The 18,913-nt window shown below is 72.2% G+C and carries 15 protein-coding genes; 8 read left to right on the top strand and 7 right to left on the bottom strand.

Features of this window, described 5'->3' with window-relative positions; genetic code table 11:
- Window positions 1–24: 24 nt before the first annotated feature.
- Both TPA0908_RS01670 and moaC read right to left on the bottom strand, forming a co-directional pair.
- A complete protein-coding gene (locus tag TPA0908_RS01670) occupies window positions 25–495 on the bottom strand; it encodes a MogA/MoaB family molybdenum cofactor biosynthesis protein (RefSeq protein ID WP_281933987.1) in 471 nt (156 codons plus the stop codon).
- Window positions 492–983, bottom strand: a complete 492-nt coding sequence (gene moaC, locus TPA0908_RS01665) for a cyclic pyranopterin monophosphate synthase MoaC (RefSeq protein WP_107156418.1) — start codon at window positions 981–983, stop codon at window positions 492–494. Before moaC ends, TPA0908_RS01670 begins: the two co-directional genes overlap by 4 nt.
- A 753-nt stretch (window positions 984–1,736) precedes the next feature.
- On the opposite strand from moaC, the gene TPA0908_RS01660 reads away from it, so the two are divergent.
- The 5 genes from TPA0908_RS01660 to TPA0908_RS01640 all read left to right on the top strand — a co-directional run bounded on the left by TPA0908_RS01660 (window position 1,737) and on the right by TPA0908_RS01640 (window position 7,498).
- Entirely contained in the window at window positions 1,737–4,265 is a 2,529-nt protein-coding gene (locus TPA0908_RS01660) for a putative bifunctional diguanylate cyclase/phosphodiesterase (RefSeq protein WP_374709157.1), read from the top strand.
- Between the two features lie 53 nt (window positions 4,266–4,318).
- Window positions 4,319–5,674: a glycosyltransferase 87 family protein gene (locus TPA0908_RS01655; RefSeq protein ID WP_281933983.1), complete on the top strand. Its 1,356-nt coding sequence runs from the start codon at window positions 4,319–4,321 to the stop codon at window positions 5,672–5,674.
- A complete protein-coding gene (locus TPA0908_RS01650) occupies window positions 5,671–6,303 on the top strand; it encodes a phosphoribosyltransferase (RefSeq protein ID WP_281933981.1) in 633 nt (210 codons plus the stop codon). The genes TPA0908_RS01655 and TPA0908_RS01650 overlap by 4 nt, the downstream gene beginning before the upstream one ends.
- Before the next feature lie 23 nt (window positions 6,304–6,326).
- Entirely contained in the window at window positions 6,327–6,716 is a 390-nt protein-coding gene (locus TPA0908_RS01645) for a TFIIB-type zinc ribbon-containing protein (protein ID WP_281933979.1), read from the top strand.
- Between the two features lie 98 nt (window positions 6,717–6,814).
- Window positions 6,815–7,498, top strand: a complete 684-nt coding sequence (locus TPA0908_RS01640) for a maleylpyruvate isomerase N-terminal domain-containing protein (protein ID WP_281933977.1) — start codon at window positions 6,815–6,817, stop codon at window positions 7,496–7,498.
- A 6-nt stretch (window positions 7,499–7,504) separates the two neighbouring features.
- Here TPA0908_RS01640 and TPA0908_RS01635 read toward each other — a convergent pair whose 3' ends face one another.
- Window positions 7,505–11,503, bottom strand: coding sequence for a replicative DNA helicase (locus TPA0908_RS01635; protein ID WP_308447806.1), 3,999 nt, complete (start codon window positions 11,501–11,503; stop codon window positions 7,505–7,507).
- A 582-nt stretch (window positions 11,504–12,085) separates the two neighbouring features.
- On the opposite strand from TPA0908_RS01635, the gene TPA0908_RS01630 reads away from it, so the two are divergent.
- Window positions 12,086–13,504, top strand: a complete 1,419-nt coding sequence (locus TPA0908_RS01630; protein ID WP_281933973.1) for a hypothetical protein — start codon at window positions 12,086–12,088, stop codon at window positions 13,502–13,504.
- An 80-nt stretch (window positions 13,505–13,584) separates the two neighbouring features.
- Here the strand turns inward: TPA0908_RS01630 and rplI are convergent, their stop codons facing one another.
- The 4 genes from rplI to rpsF all read right to left on the bottom strand — a co-directional run bounded on the left by rplI (window position 13,585) and on the right by rpsF (window position 15,234).
- Window positions 13,585–14,031: a 50S ribosomal protein L9 gene (gene rplI, locus TPA0908_RS01625; RefSeq protein WP_281933971.1), complete on the bottom strand. Its 447-nt coding sequence runs from the start codon at window positions 14,029–14,031 to the stop codon at window positions 13,585–13,587.
- 14 nt (window positions 14,032–14,045) lie between these two features.
- Complete coding sequence (gene rpsR, locus TPA0908_RS01620; protein ID WP_007073789.1) at window positions 14,046–14,285, bottom strand: 30S ribosomal protein S18; 240 nt, start codon at window positions 14,283–14,285, stop codon at window positions 14,046–14,048.
- 41 nt (window positions 14,286–14,326) lie between these two features.
- Complete coding sequence (locus tag TPA0908_RS01615; protein WP_175441301.1) at window positions 14,327–14,863, bottom strand: single-stranded DNA-binding protein; 537 nt, start codon at window positions 14,861–14,863, stop codon at window positions 14,327–14,329.
- An 80-nt stretch (window positions 14,864–14,943) separates the two neighbouring features.
- Window positions 14,944–15,234, bottom strand: coding sequence for a 30S ribosomal protein S6 (gene rpsF / locus TPA0908_RS01610; protein WP_088643630.1), 291 nt, complete (start codon window positions 15,232–15,234; stop codon window positions 14,944–14,946).
- A 655-nt stretch (window positions 15,235–15,889) separates the two neighbouring features.
- Between rpsF and TPA0908_RS01605 the strand changes: the two genes are divergently transcribed.
- Both TPA0908_RS01605 and TPA0908_RS01600 read left to right on the top strand, forming a co-directional pair.
- Entirely contained in the window at window positions 15,890–16,672 is a 783-nt protein-coding gene (locus TPA0908_RS01605) for a deoxyribonuclease IV (RefSeq protein WP_281933967.1), read from the top strand.
- Window positions 16,669–18,903, top strand: coding sequence for a hypothetical protein (locus tag TPA0908_RS01600; RefSeq protein ID WP_281933965.1), 2,235 nt, complete (start codon window positions 16,669–16,671; stop codon window positions 18,901–18,903). The genes TPA0908_RS01605 and TPA0908_RS01600 overlap by 4 nt, the downstream gene beginning before the upstream one ends.
- The last annotated feature ends 10 nt before the right edge of the window (window positions 18,904–18,913 follow it).

Genomic DNA, 18,913 nt, shown 5'->3' with positions numbered 1-18,913 from the left:
CGCCGGTGTGCGCGGCCCGCGGGCTCAGTGGTCGCCGCCGCGGAGCTGGTCGACCGCGTGCCGCAGGATCGGCCCGAGCACGGCCAGGCCGTCCCGCGCGCCGCCGCGCGAGCCCGGCAGGTTCACCACCAGCGTCCGGCCGGTGACGCCGGCCCGGCCCCGGGACAGCGCGGCCGTGGGCACCGCGTCGCGGCTGTGCGCGCGGATCGCCTCGGCGATGCCGGGGATCTCGTAGTCGAGCAGCGCGCCGGTCACCTCGGGCGTGCGGTCGGTCGGGGTGATGCCGGTGCCGCCACTGGTCAGCACCACGTCGACGCCCTCGTCGCGGGCGGCACGCAGCGCGTCGCCGACCGGGTCGCCGTCGGGCACCACCACCGGCGCGTCGACCGTGCAGCCCAGCTCTCGCAGGCCAGCGACGAGCAACGGGCCGCTGGTGTCGGCGTAGACCCCGGCGGCGGCCCGGTTGGAGGCCACGATCACCCGGGCCCGGATCACGACCGGTCCTCCGGCCGGACCCACTCGCCGGTCTTCCCGCCCTCTTTCCGGAGCACCCGGACGGCGTCCACCGACGCGGCCGGGTCGACCGCCTTCACCATGTCGACCAGGGCGAGCCCGGCGACCGCCACCGCGGTGAGCGCCTCCATCTCCACGCCGGTGCGGTCGGCCGTCCGCGCGGTGGCGGTGATCTCCACGGTGTCGGCGGTGAGACGCAGGTCGACGGTGACGCCGTGCAGGGCGATCGGGTGGCAGAGCGGGATCAGGTCGGGGGTCCGCTTGGCCCCCATGATCCCGGCGAGCCGGCCGACCGCGAGCGCGTCGCCCTTGGGCAGGTCGTCGCGGCGGAGCAGCTCCACCACCTCGGCGGTGGTGCGGAGCCGGCCGGCGGCCACCGCGAGCCGGCCGGAGACCGGCTTGGCGGAGACGTCGACCATCCGGGCGGCGCCAGCCGGATCGACGTGGGTGAGCTGCGCGGGTTCGGTCACCGCCCGACCCTATCGGCCGGGTACGACGACCCGCACGAATCAGCTCGCCGCACGAACGGCGAGTAACCGCGAGGAGCAACTGCTGCTTTGGCGTTCCCAGCGGGAGATCGGCCTTTCCCCGCCGGACCGCAAGACCCCGACAACTCGGATTTCCGCGCTGCTGTTCCAGCCCCAGTTGGTGCCGTCCAAGTCGAAACGCCAGCTTAATCCAGTTATCACAAAATCGTTGTCCCGGCGGTGTCCGGCAGCGCTGGCCGTCCATCCGAGCGGTCCGACCCGACTGGTCAATCCGGCCGAGTCCGGTTGTAATGTTCCTCGGCCGAGACGACGCTACAGATGTCGCTCGCGCCGAAACATTCTGGATGGCACTGAGCGACCACGTGAGTACGCGAGGCAGAAGGTCGGCTCCGCTCCGCACATAACTTGTGGACAGAACGTCATTTAAGCGACGAGAGTTGCTTATATTGCGCATACCGACATTAATTCTTCCTTACCGCCCCTTCCTCCCTCTAGCCTTCCTTCCAGTCAACAAGGCGCGGATACACGCACAGGCGATGTCTGCGGCGGGTCGTGCCAATGCGCCACAACCGATTGCGGGTGACGACTCCGATCGGCGGCGATTCCGGCCCGACGGGATATTGGAGGAGGGACGAACAATGCGTAGCACCGAATGGGGATGAGAGTTTCCCGCACCGGAACGAAGCGGTAGGCTGCCGCTCATCGCGTACCGACGGTGAGCGGCGGGTGACTCGGGTGAGCCGGACGACGGAGAGCCGCACGGGTGTCGACCCCGGCCTGCGCGGCCTCGTCTACACCCTGGTGGCCGGCGCATCGCTCGTCGCGCTCATCGCGGTCTCCGCCACGCGCAGGCAACACCCCGAATCGGTACGCGACTTCGTCACCGTGGCGACCCTCGTGGTGACCGTCACGCTGGCCACCGTCATCAAGACGCGGCTACGGATCAGGTCGACCACCTTCTACTTCGCATGGGTGGAAACCGCAATCGTCATCGGCCTGGCCGTCGCGCCGGCCTCCTGGGTCGTCCTGGCCACCGGCCTAGGGGTGGCCGCCGGATCGGTGACCCGCCTGGCACCCATCAAGGTGGCGTTCGCCATCGCGAAGCACACCCTCGTGGCCGGAGGCGCCACCGTCGCCACACTGCTGCTCGGCGGCGCCTGGCCACCTCGAGAGCCACTCCGCATCGTCGTACTGCTGGGAATCGTCTATCTGGTCGCCGCGATCCTCGACGACGTACTTGCGATTCCGGTCATCGCGCTCGCGTCCCGAACGCCGATCCTGCGCCAGTTCCGCAACAACCTCGACCTACGGATCGCCGGCTTCGGCGTGCGATTCGTCGTGGCCGCCTCCACCGTGCTGATCCTCCGGGTCGACCCCCGGCTGTTGCTCGCCGTGCCGCCGCTGGTGCTCAGCCTGCACCTGGCCTACTCCGCCCGGATCCGCGCCCGCACCGAGCAGCAGGCCTGGCAGCGACTCGCCCGCACCACCGACGCGCTCAACGTGGTCGACCTCGACCAGGTCCTCACCACCGCCGTCACCGAGGCCGCCGAACTCTTCTCCGCCGACGAGGTCGAGATCGAACTACGCGAGGGCGGGCGCACGGTCCGCGGCGGCGCGGCCGGCATCGCGTACGACGGGACCGCACCACGCCCCAGCGCCACGGACGGCCGGATCATGCCGGTCACGCTGGAAGGACACGACCGGGCGGAGAACATCGGCGAGCTGCGGCTCCGCTTCGTCGGGCCGGTCGAGCTCTCCGAGCGGGAGCAGTACACCCTGCGTACCTTCGCCTCCGCGCTGTGCACCGCGGTCCGCAACGCCCAGGCGTACGCCGAACTGGCCCGCGTCGCCGCCGACCACGCCTACGCCGCCACCCACGACGCCCTCACCGGCCTGTCCAACCGCCGGCACCTGCTGGACGAGGGCACCGCCCAGCTCACCACCCGACACGCCGACGGCGTCACCGCCCTGGTGCTGATCGACCTCAACCACTTCAAGGAGGTCAACGACACGCTCGGGCACGGCGCCGGCGACCGGGTGCTGATCCAGGTCGCCGAACGGCTCCGCGACGCGGCACGCGCCGACGACCTGGTCGCCCGGCTCGGCGGCGACGAGTTCGCCGTGCTGCTGCGCGGCCTGCCCGCCCCGGCGGTCGCCGCGCACCGCGCCGAAGCCCTGCTCGCCGCGCTGCACGACCCGATCGACCTCGACGGCATGCGAATCAGCGTGGAAGCCAGCGGCGGCATCGCCGTCGCCCCCGCCACCGGCGGGATGCCCGAGCTGCTGCGCCGCGCCGACGTGGCGATGTACCAGGCCAAGCGTGCCGGCCAGCGGATCGCCACGTACGCGGTGACCCGCGACACCGCCGACCTCAGCCGGCTCACACTCGGCGGCGAACTGCCCCGGGCCGTCGCCGACCACGAGTTCACCGTCAACTTCCAACCCATCGTCGACCTGGGCAGCGGCCAGGTCACCGGCGCGGAGGCGCTGGCCCGCTGGCACCACCCCACCCACGGCCTGATCGACCCGCTGCGCTTCCTGGAGGCGGTGGAACGGTCCGGGCTGCTGCCCGCGTTCGCCGAGGCCATCCTCGACCAGGCGCTGATCGCGGCCGGCTCGTGGCACGACGCCGGCTTCGACCTGCCCGTCTCGGTGAACGTTTCACCACGCAGCCTCCTCGACGCCCGCTTCCCCGGCGCCGTGCTCGCCCGGCTGCGCGCCCACGACCTCCCACCCGACCGGCTCGTCCTGGAACTCACCGAGACGCTCACCCTCAGCCAGCTCGACGTGGTCGACCGGGTGCTCAGCCGGCTCCGCGACTCCGGCGTCCGGCTGGCCCTCGACGACTTCGGCACCGGCTACTCGTCGCTCTCCCTGCTCTCCCGCATCCCGGTCCACGAACTCAAGATCGACCGCAGCTTCGTCACCGCCATGGAAACCGCACCCGAGGCCGCCGCCGTGATCCGCTCCACCCTCGACCTGGGCCGCAGCCTCGACCTCACCGTGGTCGCCGAGGGCGTGGAGAGCGAACCACAACGCCGCACGCTCTGGGAGCTGGGCTGCACGGCCGGCCAGGGCCACCTGTTCGCCCGGCCGCTGCCGGCCGGCGCGCTGCTCGCCGCCCTCCAACGCGGCGCCGGCGGCCGGCCCGGCGCGCTCGCCGCACCGCTGCACGACACCGGCGCCGTCATCCGGCTGCCCGGCCGCCGCGCCGCCGGCACCCGGACCCGCCCGGCCCCCGCCACCGACGTCCGGCACCCCTGACCAACCGGCCCGACCCGGCCGGACCGCACCCCCGGTCTGCCAGACTGGCCCGCGTGACCGCCCACGCCGACCCGGCCACCGCCACTTCCCGCCGCTGGTCGGCGCTCGACACCGCCGCCGGCGGTCTCGCCCTCGACCTGGGCCTCTACGCCGCCGCCACGATCTTCGCCGCGGTCACCGCCGCCACCTCCACCCTGCCCCCGCACCGCGCGTGGGGCACCGTCGCCACCATCGGGTACGCGGTCGCCGCGCTCGCCGCGACCACCCAGCTCCTCGCCCGCCGCCGACACCCCGGCACCCCCCTGGCCGGCCTGCCCGCCCGCTGGACGGTCACCGGCCTCACCTGGGCCACCACCGCCCTGCTCCCGGTCGTCGTCCAGAGCATCCAACGGGCCGGCGGACGCACCGACCGGGCCCAGGAGGAGGTGCTCGTGGTGGAACACGCCGGCACCCGCCTCGCCGAGCACGGCACCCCCTACCTCGGCCCCGACGCCATCGCCGCCCTGCCCCCCGGCGAACAACTCCTCGGATACACCCCCTACCAACCCGGAATGGCGCTGTTCGGGCTGCCCCGGGCCGCCACCGACGCCTGGTGGACCGACGCCCGCGTCTGGTTCGCGGTCGGCACCGCGCTCGCGCTCGCCGCCCTGGTCACCACGCTGCGCACCAGCACCGGCCCCACCTCGCCCCGCCGCTCCGCCGCGCTGCTGCGCGCCGCCCAGGCCGCCACCGTCCTGCCCGTCTCCGCGCTCACGCTCGCCACCGGCGGCGACGACCTCCCCGTACTCGCGCTCTGCCTGCTCGCCCTCGCGCTGGCCGCCGCCGGCCGGCCCGGCCGCGCCGGCCTCGCGGTCGGCGTCGCCGGCGCGCTGAAGCTCTTCGCCTGGCCGGTGGCGGTCGTGCTGGTCTGCTGGGCCGCGACCCGCCGGGCCGCGCCGCGCACCGCCCTGGGCGCCCTCGGCCTGCCCGTCCTCGCGCTGCTGCCGGTCCTGCTCGTCGACCGCGACGCCCTCGTCGAGAACGTGCTCCGGTTCCCGCTCGGCCACGGCCTGGTGACCAGCCCCGCCCAGTCCCCGTTCCCCGGCCACCTGATCGCCGAGACGCTCCCCGCCGGCCGGGTGGTCGCCGCCGCGCTGCTCGTCGCGGTCGGCCTGGCGATCGCCGTCCGGCTGCTGCGTCACCCGCCGCGCACCGCCGCCGCCACGGCCCTCATCTGCGGGTACGGGCTGCTCGCCGCGATCCTGCTGATGCCCTCCACCCGCTTCGGTTACCTGCTCTACCCGGCCGCCCTGCTCGTCCTCGCCCCCGCGCTGGCACTCGCCGAGGCGCCCGCCCGGCAGCCCGGCCGGCCGGCATTCCCGGCAACCGCCCGGCGCGACCCGGCCGGAAGGCGTACACCTGAGGCATGACCACCTACCGTGACCGGACCGAAGCGGGACAGGACCTCGCCGAGCGACTCACCGACCTCGCCGACCGGCCCGACGTCGTCGTGCTCGCCCTGGTCCGCGGCGGCGTCCCCGTCGCCCGGGTGATCGCCGACCGGCTCCACGCCCCCCTCGACGTGCTGGTCGTCCGCAAACTCGGCGTGCCCTGGGCGCCCGAGGTCGCCTTCGGGGCGCTCGGCCCCGGCGGCGTGCAGGTCCTCAACGACATGGTCGCCGGCCGGATCAGCGAGAACGACCGGGCCCAGGTCCGCCGCCGCGAACAGGCCGAACTGGACCGCCGCGAGCAGCGCTACCGCGCCGGCCGGCCACCGCTGGACCTGACCGGCCGCACCGCCCTGATCGTCGACGACGGGCTCGCCACCGGCGCCACCGCCCGCGCCGCCGTCCAGGTCGCCCGCCAGCTCGGCGCCGCCCGGGTGGTCGTCGCCGTCCCGGTCGGCTCCCCGCCGGCGTACGAGATGCTCGCCGCCACGGCCGACACGGTCGTGAGCAGCCAACTCCCATCCGGCTTCGCCGCCGTCGGCGCCTACTACGACGACTTCCACGAGGTCTCCGACGACGAGGTGACGCACGCGCTGACCGCCACCGCGTGAAAACACCCGGTACCGTCGGTGTCATGCAGCTCACCTGTCCCAAATGCCGTGGAGAGATGCGCCAGTACGAGCGCAGCGGAGTAGTCATCGACCAGTGCGGCGAGTGCCGCGGAATCTTCCTCGACCGAGGCGAGCTCGAAAAGCTGTTCGAGGCCGAGGCCAACTGGAACCGGCAGCAGGGCGGTGCCCCGCAGGCCGCGCCCGCCGGGGCCGGCTACCCGCCGCCTCCGCCGCCCCCGCCCGCCGCCCCGCACCAGCAGGGCTACGGCGCCGTCCCCCCGCCCCCTCCGCCGCCGCCCGGCCACGGCTACCCGCAGCCCGCGTACGGCCACGGTCAGCAGCAGCACTACGGCTACCACGGCCACTACCGCCGCAAGAAGAAGCACGGCTTCCTCGGCGAGCTGTTCGACTGACCAGCGTGTAAGGCGGGGCCCCTTCTTAACGCCTGGGCGATAGGAAGGGGCCCCGCCTAACCGTGCCGGTGGCCGCGCGCCGTGGCAGGCTGCACCCCATGAGCCCGATCCGGCCGCACGAGGCGCTGGCCCAGGCGTACGACGGCATCACCGCCGCCGTCGCCCCGCTCGACGACGCCGGCCTGCAACGACCCACCCGCTGCCGGGGCTGGCTCGTCGCCGACCTGCTCTTCCACGTGCTCTGCGACGCCCAACGCGCGCTCGTCGCGCTGGCCAGCCCGGTGCCCGGCCCGGCCGACGTGGACGACATCAGCTACTGGCGCGCGTTCGGCGCCGACGGGGACGACGGGGCCGGGGCGCGGCACGCCTGGTGGGCCCGCCGCTCGGCCGCCGCGTTCGACCGGCCCACCGGCGTGGTCCGGATCTGGTCCGACACCGCTCCCGCCGCCGCCCGCGCGGCTGCCGCCGCGGACGCCACCGGGCACGTCACCACCCAGGGGCACGTGCTGCGCGTACCGGATCTGCTCGCCACCCTGACCACCGAGGCGGTCGTGCACCACCTCGACCTGGTGGTGGACCTGCCGGACGCGCCACCGCCGGCGACCGGCCCGACCCGGGTGGCGGTGACCACGATGGACGGCCTGCTGTGCGACGACGCGGTACGCCCGGCCGCCTGGGACGACCACGAGTATCTGCTCAAGGCCACCGGGCGGGTGCCGTTGACCGACCGGGACCGGTTCGAGCTGGGCGAGGCGGCGGGCTGGTTCCCGCTGCTCGGCTGAGAGCCGTCAGACGATGGCCATGTCCACGAAGCGCGACAGGTGCAACTGGGCGGCGACCGTCACCGTGTCAGTGGGGCCATTCCGGTGTTTGGCAACAATAAAGTCCGCTTCGCCCGCTCTGGGCGATTCCTTATCGTAATAGTCATCGCGGTGTAAAAGGATGACAACGTCAGCATCCTGCTCGATCGAGTTGTGAGCGGCGATCCCGTTGGCGATGAAGTTGTGCGTACCGAGCACGGTTGCGTCGTAGACGTCCTTCTCACCAACCGGCTCGATCAAGACGATCTCGTCCCAGAGAACATCGTTAGTAGCGTGCAGGTCGAGATCGGCCGAGTCCAACACAGTGGCGATCGTGGCAAGACGAGACCTACTGGGGGCGCGCTTCCACATCGTGCTGCCGCAGAACTTGGTACCGACAGCAGCCGCGAACTCCCGATGGCTCATCTTCCGCTCAGCTAGAACCTCTCGCACCCGCGTCCACACCTCGCTGGGGACGGTGTCCACGTTCGGGTTGCTCACCATGGCCTCAAGGCTCCCCAGCAACGCCGAACAGCCGCCCGCGCGCTCGCCGTGCACACCGATCTCACGGAGGAAGCGGAGCTGGTCGTCACGACCGGAGACGTCGAGCGTGTACTGCGGTCGGTGCCGGACAACCGGAACCTGCCTGAGTCGCGCCGAAATGCCGTAGCGGAGCAACAGCCGCGAGATGTCCTCCAGCATTCGCTGCGAGGTGGAGGAGAAGTAGACGCGTCCACCTCGACCCGACTTGTTCACGGTCACCGACCCGTCGGTGGCCCACAGGTGTCGCAGGAAGAGCGTGATCTGCTCTTTCGGCAGACCGAACACCGGTGCGGGCACGAACTTCTCATGGGACCGGAGCCCGAACAACCCGAGCCCGTCCAACCACTCCGCGATCGGGTTCCGCCGCCCTCGGGCGAGTCGGAAGGGTGCCGGTAGGCGGAGGGTGGTCACTCGAGCAGCCGCGTAGTCATCGCGCACCGCCGTGATCCCGAAATGCCGGGCAGCCTCTGCCACGGCGCCCAGGTTGGCCTCGTCGCAACTGGCGTAGCGAATCGGCTGACGTCGGACGAACGAGCCGTCCCCGAGCAGGTGCGCCAGCATGACCACCTCGGACTCAGCCCACGGCTGAACGTCCAGCGGTGGTGGGATGTGCCGGGGAGAAGCAATCCTCGCCCCCGGCGCGAGTTCGGCCAACGGCATCCAGCCGCCGAACGTGAGGAATGGGTGATTCGCGGTGGCCTCGATCTGCTTCCCGGAAGCGAGGGTCATCCGGAACACCTCCCGCGTTCCACTGGGAAAGGCGTGGGTGAGCGTCCGGGCGGTGTAACGGAGGCTCTCATCCAAGGCCCACACCGGGATGTCCTTCGCCTTGGTGGCGAGCAGTTCGCCGAGCGTCACCTCCGAATTGTCGTCGGCCCTGATGAGTCTGGTATCCGCGGTAAGGCAGCCTGACTCTCGCAAATCGGACAACTGCGGTCGCTTGTCCGTACGCTGTTCCGGGCCACGGTTTAGCTGACTCACCGCGATGACCGGGCACTCGACCTCCTTGGCCAGCAGCTTCAGGCCACGGGACAGGTCCGCGACCTCCTGCTGCCGGCTCTCGGTGCGCTTCGGCGAGGTCATGAGCTGGAGATAGTCGACCACGATCAACTTCAGGTCGTGCTTCTGCTTGAGCCGTCGTGCCTTTGCCCGGATCTCCATCAGGTTCATGCTCGGGGTGTCGTCGACGAAGAGCGGCGCCTCGCTGATCTCGCCCATGCAGCGGGCCAGCTTGGTCCAGTCGTCGTCGGAAAGTTGCCCGCTGCGCAGCACGTGCAGCGGCACGCGCGCCTCGGCCGAGAGCAGTCGCATGACGATCTCGACCTTGCTCATCTCCAGCGAGAAGATGGCTGCGGCCTGGTTGGCGCGAATCGCAGCATTCCGGGCGAAGTCCATGCTGGCTGTGCTGTTGTGGGTCGGGATCATCGACCGACCCGCCAGGTACAGGTGGTCGGCGTTGTCCACGGTCACGCAGCGCACCGGAACGCTGGGCACGGGCCGGACGTCCACGACGAAGCGGGAGTGGGAACGCACGTCCGAGGACGTCCGCCGCCGGGCCAGGTGCGCGGCCCGCTTCCGTTCCAGGCGGAAGACCGGATCAGGGGTGGAGAAGTTCGCCGTGTAGGCGACCGATGAGTCCTCGGTGCGTCCGCGCACCCTCCGCTCGGTGATCGAGCATCGGTAGCCCAGGCTGACCACGAGTTCCGCAACACCCTCGATCAACCGCTTCGACGTGGAGGTGTACTGGAGGTTCCCGGCCGGCGCCACCGTACCGTCGGTGTCCATCAGCCCGGCGAGCAGCGCCCGGCGCTGGGCCTCCGAGGCTCGCAGATAGTCCTGTGGGATGTGCTTGTCGGAAGCCACCCCGATCCGGCGGATCAGCGCCAGGAACGAGCCGCCTCGCTCGTGACACTCGGCGCATCGGCGGACCGCCTGGTTCTCGCGCAGTGCTCGGGTGGAGCCTCCGCAGTCGACACAGGTGCGGTCCGTTGTCCGCCCCACGGCGGGCAGCAGGATGGTGAACACCATTGGGCCGCTGGGTCGCACGAGGAAGCCGTCCCGGGCCACCAGGTCGACCATCTCGGCGTCCGTGGTGGTGAATCGGCTGGCTCCGGTGTGACCGTCGCCGAGCCACACCCCGAGGGTGTACGGAGGAACGACCAGTTCACGTTCCGGGAGCCGGAGCGGCGCGCAGTTCTCCACCGCGTGGTTGAGGCGCCGGTCGGCGGTGTCCGTGCGAAGCGTCGCCGCGATCTGTGCGGTGGTCACGACTCCGTCGTGCCGAACGGGAGCGCCGTCGTCGACGTGTCGCTCGGCCCGCTGGCGAAGGCCGGAGACGAGAGCGCCCGCCGGGTAGCCGGGAGCGGTCCAGTTGCGTGACTTGCCGGCCCGGGTCACCGGACGGGCGACCCGTCCGTTCGCGCCGACCTGGCGCGCCACCGTGTGCAGCACGTTGCGGAACTCGGGGCCGACCTGCTCGAGCGTGTCCGCCAAGGTGACCAGGCGATGCGGCTCGGCGGACGCCGCCGCTTCGGCCGCCCGTACCCTCGACAGCGCCGCCTCGGGCCAGTAGTGCCGGGGACGTGCCTCGGACTGCCGACGGCTGGCCCGGGTGGTCGTCTTCCAGAGGTGTTCGGCGTCCGCCACGATGACCGAGCCATCGGAGAACTCGACCTCGTAGCAGGTTCGATCGTGCATCACGTCGAAGACGTTGGTGATGGTGGTCGGGTTGCCGTCGGCCGCGAGCAACTGGTCGCCGACGCGTACCGCACCCATTGTGGTCCAACCCTCCGGGGTTGGCAGGGGCGTGTCGAGCGCCAGCGCCTTTCCCAGACCCGGTCGACCCGCCACGATGATCAACTGCCCGGCGTGCAGGCCGTTGAGCAGGCGGTCGAGGTCGGTGAAGCCGGTCGGGACGCCGGTCATCACGCCGCCCTGGGCGCCGACCGCCTCGATCTCGTCCAGCGTGGGCTGGAGCATGTCGGCCAGGATCGCGAAGTCCTCGCTGACCCGCTTCTCGGTGATCTCGTAGACGGCCTGCTGGGCGAGATCGACGATGTCGTCCACGTCCCGGCTGCCGCTCGGGCCGGTGCCGTAGCCGAGCTGCACGATCCGGGTGCCGGCCTCGACCAGTCGGCGGAGCACGGCCCGCTCGCCGACGATGCGGGCGTAGTAGGCGGCGTTGGCGGCGGTGGGCACGCTGGCGATCAGCGTGTGCAGGTAGGGCGCGCCGCCGATGCGGGCGAGGTCGCCGGAGTCGGCCAGCGCCGCGGCCACCGTGATCGGGTCGGCCGGTTCGCCCCGACCGTAGATGTCCAGGATCGCGTCGAAGATGGTGGCGTGCACCGGGCGGTAGAAGTCGTTGGTCTTGAGGATCTCCACGACGTCCGCGATGGCGTCCTTGGAGAGCAGCATGCCGCCGAGGACGCACTGTTCGGCGGCCACGTCCTGGGGTGGTGTCTTCTCGAAGGACGCGTCCCGCGGCGGCGGCTCGGACGCTTGCCCCCCGGTCCGTCCCGCGCGCGTCTCGTCGGTGACCGACACGGGTTCCCCCCTTGCTGCGTCGGATCGAGTCCAGCTCTATCGCCGGGGTGTGACAACTTCCGCCGACCCTCCGGTCGATCGGGGGTCATCGCCCGGCGGTCGCTGGCCACGATACGGAACCCGAGGTCAGCCACCAACAGGGCCGGTGGACGAGCCTCGGGACAACCTGTGGACGCAGGGGGCCAGCATGTGCGCAGGGTGTGCACAGGGGTGTGGAAAAGTGATGGCGTTTTCCGGGCGTGTTGCTCCTGACCTGGGCTTCTGCCGTCCCCACCCTGTGGACGGAAGATTTCTGGTCGAGCCTTGGCGTCGTTCGTCCCGTACTATCGCTGCGAACGGCTGCACCTTGACAGCGGATTGCACTTTCGGGTTGAGAAGGGTCACGCTCCCGCCGTGAGACACCGGGACTGGGCAAGCGGGGAGGACAGCCCGCGCGAGCGCCGGCCGAGCGCTTCCTGGGACGCTTCCGCTGGTCCGCGGCGCGTGGACCCGTACGCGCCGGAGCGTCAGCGCACGCCGAGCCGGCGCCGGGCGATCGAGCGCGGTCAGGACGAGCCGGTGGACGCCTACCTTCCGCGGTGGGCGGTGGAGTCGGGGATCAGTCGGGCGGACGGCGGTGGGCGGCATGCCGCGCCGGACGACGACGAGGCGGAGGCCGGGTCGCCCGCTTCCGACGGTGGTTGGCGGCCCGAGGCCGGCCGGCGTCGGGATGACGGCCGGCGCGGGCTGCGGGCTGTCGGGGCCGGGCCGGTGTCCGAGCACACCGCCGAGTGGACCATGGACGCCCCGCAGGAACAGGGCTACGTCGGGAGCCGGCGGGCCGAGTCCGGGGAGGACGGGCCGGTGTCCGGGACGGCGCCCCGCAGCCGTCCGCGACGTGCGGCGACCCGACGTCCGGAGGTGATCTGGTCGGGGCTGCCGGAGGAGGCGGGCCCGGGTGGTGACACCGGCGGGTGGGAGGCCGAGCGGCCGGCCCGGCGGAGTCCGCGGGCGGCGACCGGTTCCTCCTGGCCGCCGCCGGCGGTGGATCCCTGGGAGCGGGGTCGGGCGGCCGAGCCGGCTCCGGCGGAGCAGCCGGCGGTCGACCCGTGGGACGCGTCGGGCGTGCACGCGTGGGGTCGGGCGGACGCCGGGAGCCGGTGGGAGCCGGCCGGGAGCCGGTGGGACCGCACCGAGCACACCGGTGAGTGGGACCGGTTCACCGACACCGGCCACCTCGACCGGGTGCGCGACGCCGGTCCGCGGTATCCGGCGGCCGACCCGTGGGACCGTACGGCACCGCCGGTCCGGGAGGGTTGGGCGTCGCCGGAGCAGGCCGAGGAGTTCTGGTCGGGGACCCGGTTGGCGGGTGACGATCCGCGGTGGATGGAGACGCCGACGTCGGCGCCGCAGTCGCCGGTGGTCGCGTACACCGCGCCGCGTCCCCGGGCCGCGCCCCGGCGCCGGGCGGTGCAGCCGGTCGGGCCGGGTGGGTCCGCGGTGCGGCGACGGGTGGACCCGATCGGCGGCGGTTCGTGGAGCCGGCGGTTGGAGGACGACCTGCTGGACCCGGATCCGGGTGGGCCGTTGCGACCGCTCGTCTACACGGCCGCCTGCTATCTGGTGCCGGCGGTGCTGCTCTTTCTCGGTCTGGTCCTCCTGGACGGGCAGGCCCCGGCGGGGTGTGTCACCGACATCAGTGGTGGAGGTTGTGACTCGCCGCGGGCGCACGCGTTCGCGTCGTTGTCGGCGGCGGCGCCGAGGTTCGGGCTGGCACTGGTGAGCAGCCTCGTGGTGGCGGTGCTGCTGCGTCAGGTCGGTACGACGTGGCGGTCGGCGACGGTGGCGTTGGCGGCGGCCGTGGTGGGCGGTGGGCTGTCCACCGTGGTGATCAGCGCGGTGACCGGTCAGCCGATCGGCTGACGTGCCGGCGGCGGGTCGCCGGGAGATGGGGAAAGGCCCGCACCGGAGAACCGGTGCGGGCCTTTCGTGGTGCGGTGGGGTCAGCCCTTGACCACGTTCAGGTCGAACTTGGCGGTCACCTCGGGGTGCAGCCGGATGCTGACCGGGTAGGCGCCGAGCGACTTGATGTGGCCGGGCGTCTCCAGCCGGCGGCGGTCCAGGCTCGGACCGCCGGCCGCCCTGACGGCGTCGACGATCTCGGCCGGGGTGACCGAACCGAAGAGCCGCCCGCCGTCGCCGGCGCGGGCCTTCAGGTTGACCTTCAGGCCCTCGAGCTGGCCCTTGATCTCGTTGGCGTGGTCGAGGTCGCGGACCTCGCGGGCCGAGCGGGCCCGCTTGATGACCGTGACCTGCTTCTCGGCACCCTTGGTCCAGGCGATCGCGAAGCCCTGCGGCAGCAGGTAGTTACGGCCGAAGCCGTCCTTGACCTCGACGATGTCGCCCGGAGAGCCGAGGCCGGACACCTCCTGAGTGAGGATGATCTTCATGTCCGTGCCTCCCCTCAGCGGGCCGTGGCCGTGTAGGGCAGGAGCGCCATCTCACGGGCGTTCTTGACCGCACGGGCGATCTGCCGCTGCTGCTGCGAGGTCACGCCGGTCACCCGTCGAGCGCGGATCTTGCCGCGGTCGGAGATGAACTTGCGCAGCAGCGCGGTGTCCTTGTAATCGATATAGGTGATCCCGTCCTTGTCGAGCGGGTTCACCTTCTTCTTCGGCTTGCGCAGTGCCGCAGCCTTCGCCATTGCTCTTGCTCCTGGTTTGCGATCGCGGGCGCTCGGCGCCATCAGAACGGGGGCTCCTCGTCGAAGTTTCCGCCGCCCGAACCAGCGCGGGAGGGGGCCGGGGCAGCCGAGGCCCAGGGGTCGTCGAAGTTGCCTCCGCCGCCACCCTGGCCACCACCGCCACCACCGCCGAAGCCGCCGCCTCCGCCACCGGAGCGGGACATCTTCTGCACCTTCGCCGTGGCGTAGCGCAGGGACGGGCCGATCTCGTCGACCTCCAGCTCGATGACGGTGCGCTTCTCACCCTCGCGGGTCTCGTACGACCGCTGACGCAGCCGGCCGGACACGATCACCCGGGCGCCGCGCTGCAGCGACTCGGCGACGTTCTCGGCGGCCTGGCGCCAAACTGTGCACGAGAGGAACAGCGGCTCGCCGTCCTTCCACTCGCCGGACGCCTTGTCCATGAACCGGGGTGTCGAAGCGACCCGGAACTTGGCCACCGCCGCACCGGAGGGGGTGAACCGCAACTCGGGGTCATCGGTCAGGTTGCCGATGACCGTGATGGTGGTGTCTCCTGCCATGACCATCTCCTCGCGCACTCATCGTTGTGCCGTACAGGCTCTCAGAGCCCTCCGACAGCGCGGATGAGGCTTGATCCGGACGTGCCGGGTCTAGATGCTCAGCGCATCTCCGGGCGAATGACCTTGGTGCGCAGCACCGACTCGTTGAGTCGGAGCTGACGGTCCAGCTCAGCCACGGCCTCCGGCGTCGCCTGGAGGTCGACGACGGCGTAGATGCCCTCGGCCTTCTTGTTGATCTCGTACGCGAGGCGCCGGCGGCCCCACACGTCGGTCTTCTCCACCGAGCCACCCGCGGTCCGGATCACGTTCAGGTACGTGTCGAGCGACGGGGCGACGGTGCGCTCCTCGAGGCTGGGATCGAGGATCACCATGACTTCATAGTGACGCAAGACGTGCTCACCTCCTGTGGGCTAGGCGGCCACGGTCCTTCCGTGGCAGGAGGTCGTGCGTCGTGGCCCGCCCGATGCCGGGGGAACCCGGCCGGACGCGGACAACCGGACCAGGATAGCCGGTCCGGACGATCATGCCGGGGCCGGTGCCCCGGACGGCTCCGGGACGGCTCCGGGACGGCTCCGGACGCGGCGACAGGGGCCCACCTCCGGCGTCGGGCGCCGGAAAGGTGGACCCCTGTCCACGGGGCCGCGGGGCGTCCCGTCCGCATTCCTTGGGTGGGACCTGGGGAGGAACGACCACACCGATGAGGTTGGATCGGGAACGCCCCGCGGAGCTTTATCATGTTGTCACCTGGTCTGACCATACAGCGGCTGTCGTCACCACTTGGGGTAAATGCTGGAATTAGTCCATCTGACCGGTTGCCGTGTGGGTGACGAGTGGGACCCGCCCCGTCGTGCCGGGCCGCACGGCGGGGCGATCCGTCGCCGGAGGCCGACGCTCGCCGTCCGTGCTGTGGACCACGTCGGGCGGAGCGTCGACCATCGATCCCACCTCGGACAACGACCGCCGGGCCGGGCGGTGACGCGCCCGCCCGCCGGAACCCGCGCGCGTGCGCACCACGCGTCGCAGGCGCGACGTAGGCTGCCCTGCATGCGAATCGGAGCCCACGTCGACGCGACCGACCCACTGGCTGAGGCGGCCACCCGGGAGGCCGAGGCGGTGCAGTTCTTCCTCGCCGACCCGCAGGGTTGGAAGGCACCGAAGCCGCGGGAGGACGCCGAGCGCCTGCGCGCCGCCGACGTCGACCTCTACGTCCACGCGCCCTACGTGATCAACGTGGCCACGCTCAACAACCGGATCCGCATCCCGAGCCGCAAGCTGCTGCTGGCCCACGCCACCGCCGCGGCGGCCGTGGGGGCCCGCGGGCTGATCGTGCACGGCGGCCACGTCAACGCCGGGGGCGACCTCGCCGCCGGCTTCGACAACTGGCGCAAGACCTTCGCGTACGCGGCGGACTCCGGCGGCTTCCCGCTGCCGGTGCTGATCGAGAACACCGCCGGCGGTGACAACGCCTGCGCCCGGCACCTGGACGCGCTGGCCCGGCTCTGGGACGCGCTCGGCGACCACGAGGTCGGCTTCTGCCTCGACACCTGTCACGCCCACGCCGGCGGCGAGGAGCTGCTGGGTCTGGTCGACCGGGTCAAGGCGATCACCGGCCGGATCGACCTGATCCACGCGAACAACTCGAAGGGCGCCTTCAACTCCGGCCAGGACCGCCACGACAACCTCACCGGCGGCACCATCGAGCCGGAGCTGCTGGTGGCGGTGATCCGGGCGGCCGGAGCACCGGTGATCGTCGAGACCCCGGGCGGCGTCGAGGGGCAGGCCGCCGACATCGCGTTCCTGCGCGCCCAGTTGGGCGCCACGGCATGACCACGGAGCAGTCCGGCGCGACCGGTCGTTCCGGCACCGACCCGCGACCGGCCCCGGAGGGCTCCCCGGCCGACCGGGCAGAGCCCGCACCGGGCCGATCCACCGGCGAGGTGGAGGGCGGCACGAGCGCGGCAGCCGGCACGAGCGGGTCCCGGGCCGACAGCGACGAGTCCGCCGACGCGGCGGGCGGCGACGGCACGGACAGGGCCGGCGACGGCGGCCAGAGCCGGCGCAGGTCCGGCCGGAGCAGGCGCGACGGCAGGCGCAAGACCGCCGACGCCGGCAAGAACGGGCGCGGCGCCACGCGCCCGGACCAGACCACCGGTACGGACCAGACCGGCGGCGCGGGGTCGGACCAGACCACCGGCACGAGCAAGACCACCGACACGGCCCCGACCGGCAGCGCCGGCACGGACAAGACCTCGAACACGGACCAGACCACCGGTACGGACGGTGCGGAGCCGGCGGATCCCTGGACCGCGTTCGGGCCGGCACCCGAGCCGGTTCTCGGCCGGGCCCGCCGGACGGTCCGCGCGGTGGGCCGGTTCCTGGTGCACGAGTGGACGCTCGCCGCCGTCGCCGCGCTGGCCCTGGCCGCCGCGATGACCTGGCCCACGCTGCGCTATCCGCGCTACACCCTGCCGCAGGACCACTGGGACCCGAGCCTCCAGGCGTGGCAGATGGCGTGGTCCGGCCACATCCTGCGCACCGACCCGGCGATGCTCTGGCACTCCAACACGTTCTTCCCGGAGAACTGGAGCTTCGCGTTCTCCGACACGCTGCTCGGGTACGCGCCGGCCGGCCTGATCGGCGTCGGTCCGGAGCACGCCGTGCTGCGCTACAACATCATGTTCGTGCTGGCCCATGCGCTCGCCGCGTTCGGGGCGTACGCGCTGGCCCGGCAGCTCGGCGCGGGCCGGATCGGCGGCGCGGTGGCCGGGGTGAGCTTCGCGTACGCGCCGTGGCTGCTGGCCCAGGCCGGGCACCTGCACATCATCTCCAACGGTGGCATCCCGTTGGCGCTGGCCATGCTCGCCCGCGGTCACGGCTGGTCGCTGCGGTACGGCTACCGTCCGCGCCGCCGGCACGCGGGTTGGGCGCTCGCCGGTTGGCTGGTGGCCGCCTGGCAGCTCAGTCTCGGCTTCGGCATCGGGCTGCCGTTCGCGTACCTGCTGGCCGGGGTGGTGCTGGTCTCGGCGGTGCTGTGGTTCGTCCGGCGCCGCCGGGTGAAGCGCCCGTTCGGTCGCCGGCTGTTCCTGGCCGACCTGTTCGGCGGGCTGGTGTTCGCCGCGGTGGGTGGCCTGCTGGCGATTCCCTTCTTCAAGGTCGCCGAGCTGCACCCCAACGCGGCCCGCACGCTCGCCGAGATCCAGCTCTACTCGCCGCCGGCCAGCGGCCTGTTCACCGCGCCGGGCGAGTCCCGGGTCTGGGGCGAGTTGCACGAGGGGGCGCGGGCGGCGCTGCCCTGGCCCCCGGAGATGACGCTGCTGCCGGGTTTCGCGCTCTACGCGCTGGCCGCCGGTGGGTTGTTCTTCTCGGTCTGGCGGGTCCGCCACCGGCTCTTCCTGCTCGCCGGCGTGCTGATGACGACGGCGTTGGCGATGGGCACCCGGTTCCTCGACGGCCGGTTCACCTACGTGCCGCTCTTCGACTACCTGCCGGGCTGGAACGGGCTGCGTACGCCGGGCCGGATGATGCTCTGGGCCACGCTGCTGCTCGGCCTGCTCGCGGCCGGCGCGGTCACCGCGTTCTGCGCCCGGGTGCGGGAGCTCGCCGCCGAACGGGTGCCGCCGTGGCCCGGCCCGTGGCTGCGGCTGGCCACGCTGCTGCCGCTGGCGCTGGTGCTGGCCGAGGGGTTGAACGTCACCCCGCATCCGGTGGTGCCGCAGCAGCCGGCGGTGATGCGGACCGTCGACGGGCCGTTGCTGGTGCTGCCCAGCAGCCAGAACCTGGACCAGCCGGTGATGCTCTGGTCGACGGACCGGTTCCCGCAGATGGTCAACGGCGGCAGCGGCTTCACCCCGGCGTCCCAGGCCCGGACCCGCGAGGCCACGGTCAGCTTCCCCGACTACGCCAGCGTCGACTACCTGCGGCAGATCGGCGTCCGGAACGTGGTGGTGCTCCGGGACCAGTTGGGCGGCACCCCGTGGGAGGGGATGCTCGACCGGCCGGTCGAGGGGCTGGGGGTGACCCGGGAGCAGGTCGGCGACGCGGTCGTCTACCGCCTGTGACCTCTGCCGC

The organism is Micromonospora sp. AKA38 (assembly GCF_027925725.1).
Classification (GTDB): domain Bacteria; phylum Actinomycetota; class Actinomycetes; order Mycobacteriales; family Micromonosporaceae; genus Micromonospora.
The sequence above is the reverse complement of the archived record's forward strand: the minus strand, read 5'-3'. Positions and strand labels throughout refer to the sequence as shown.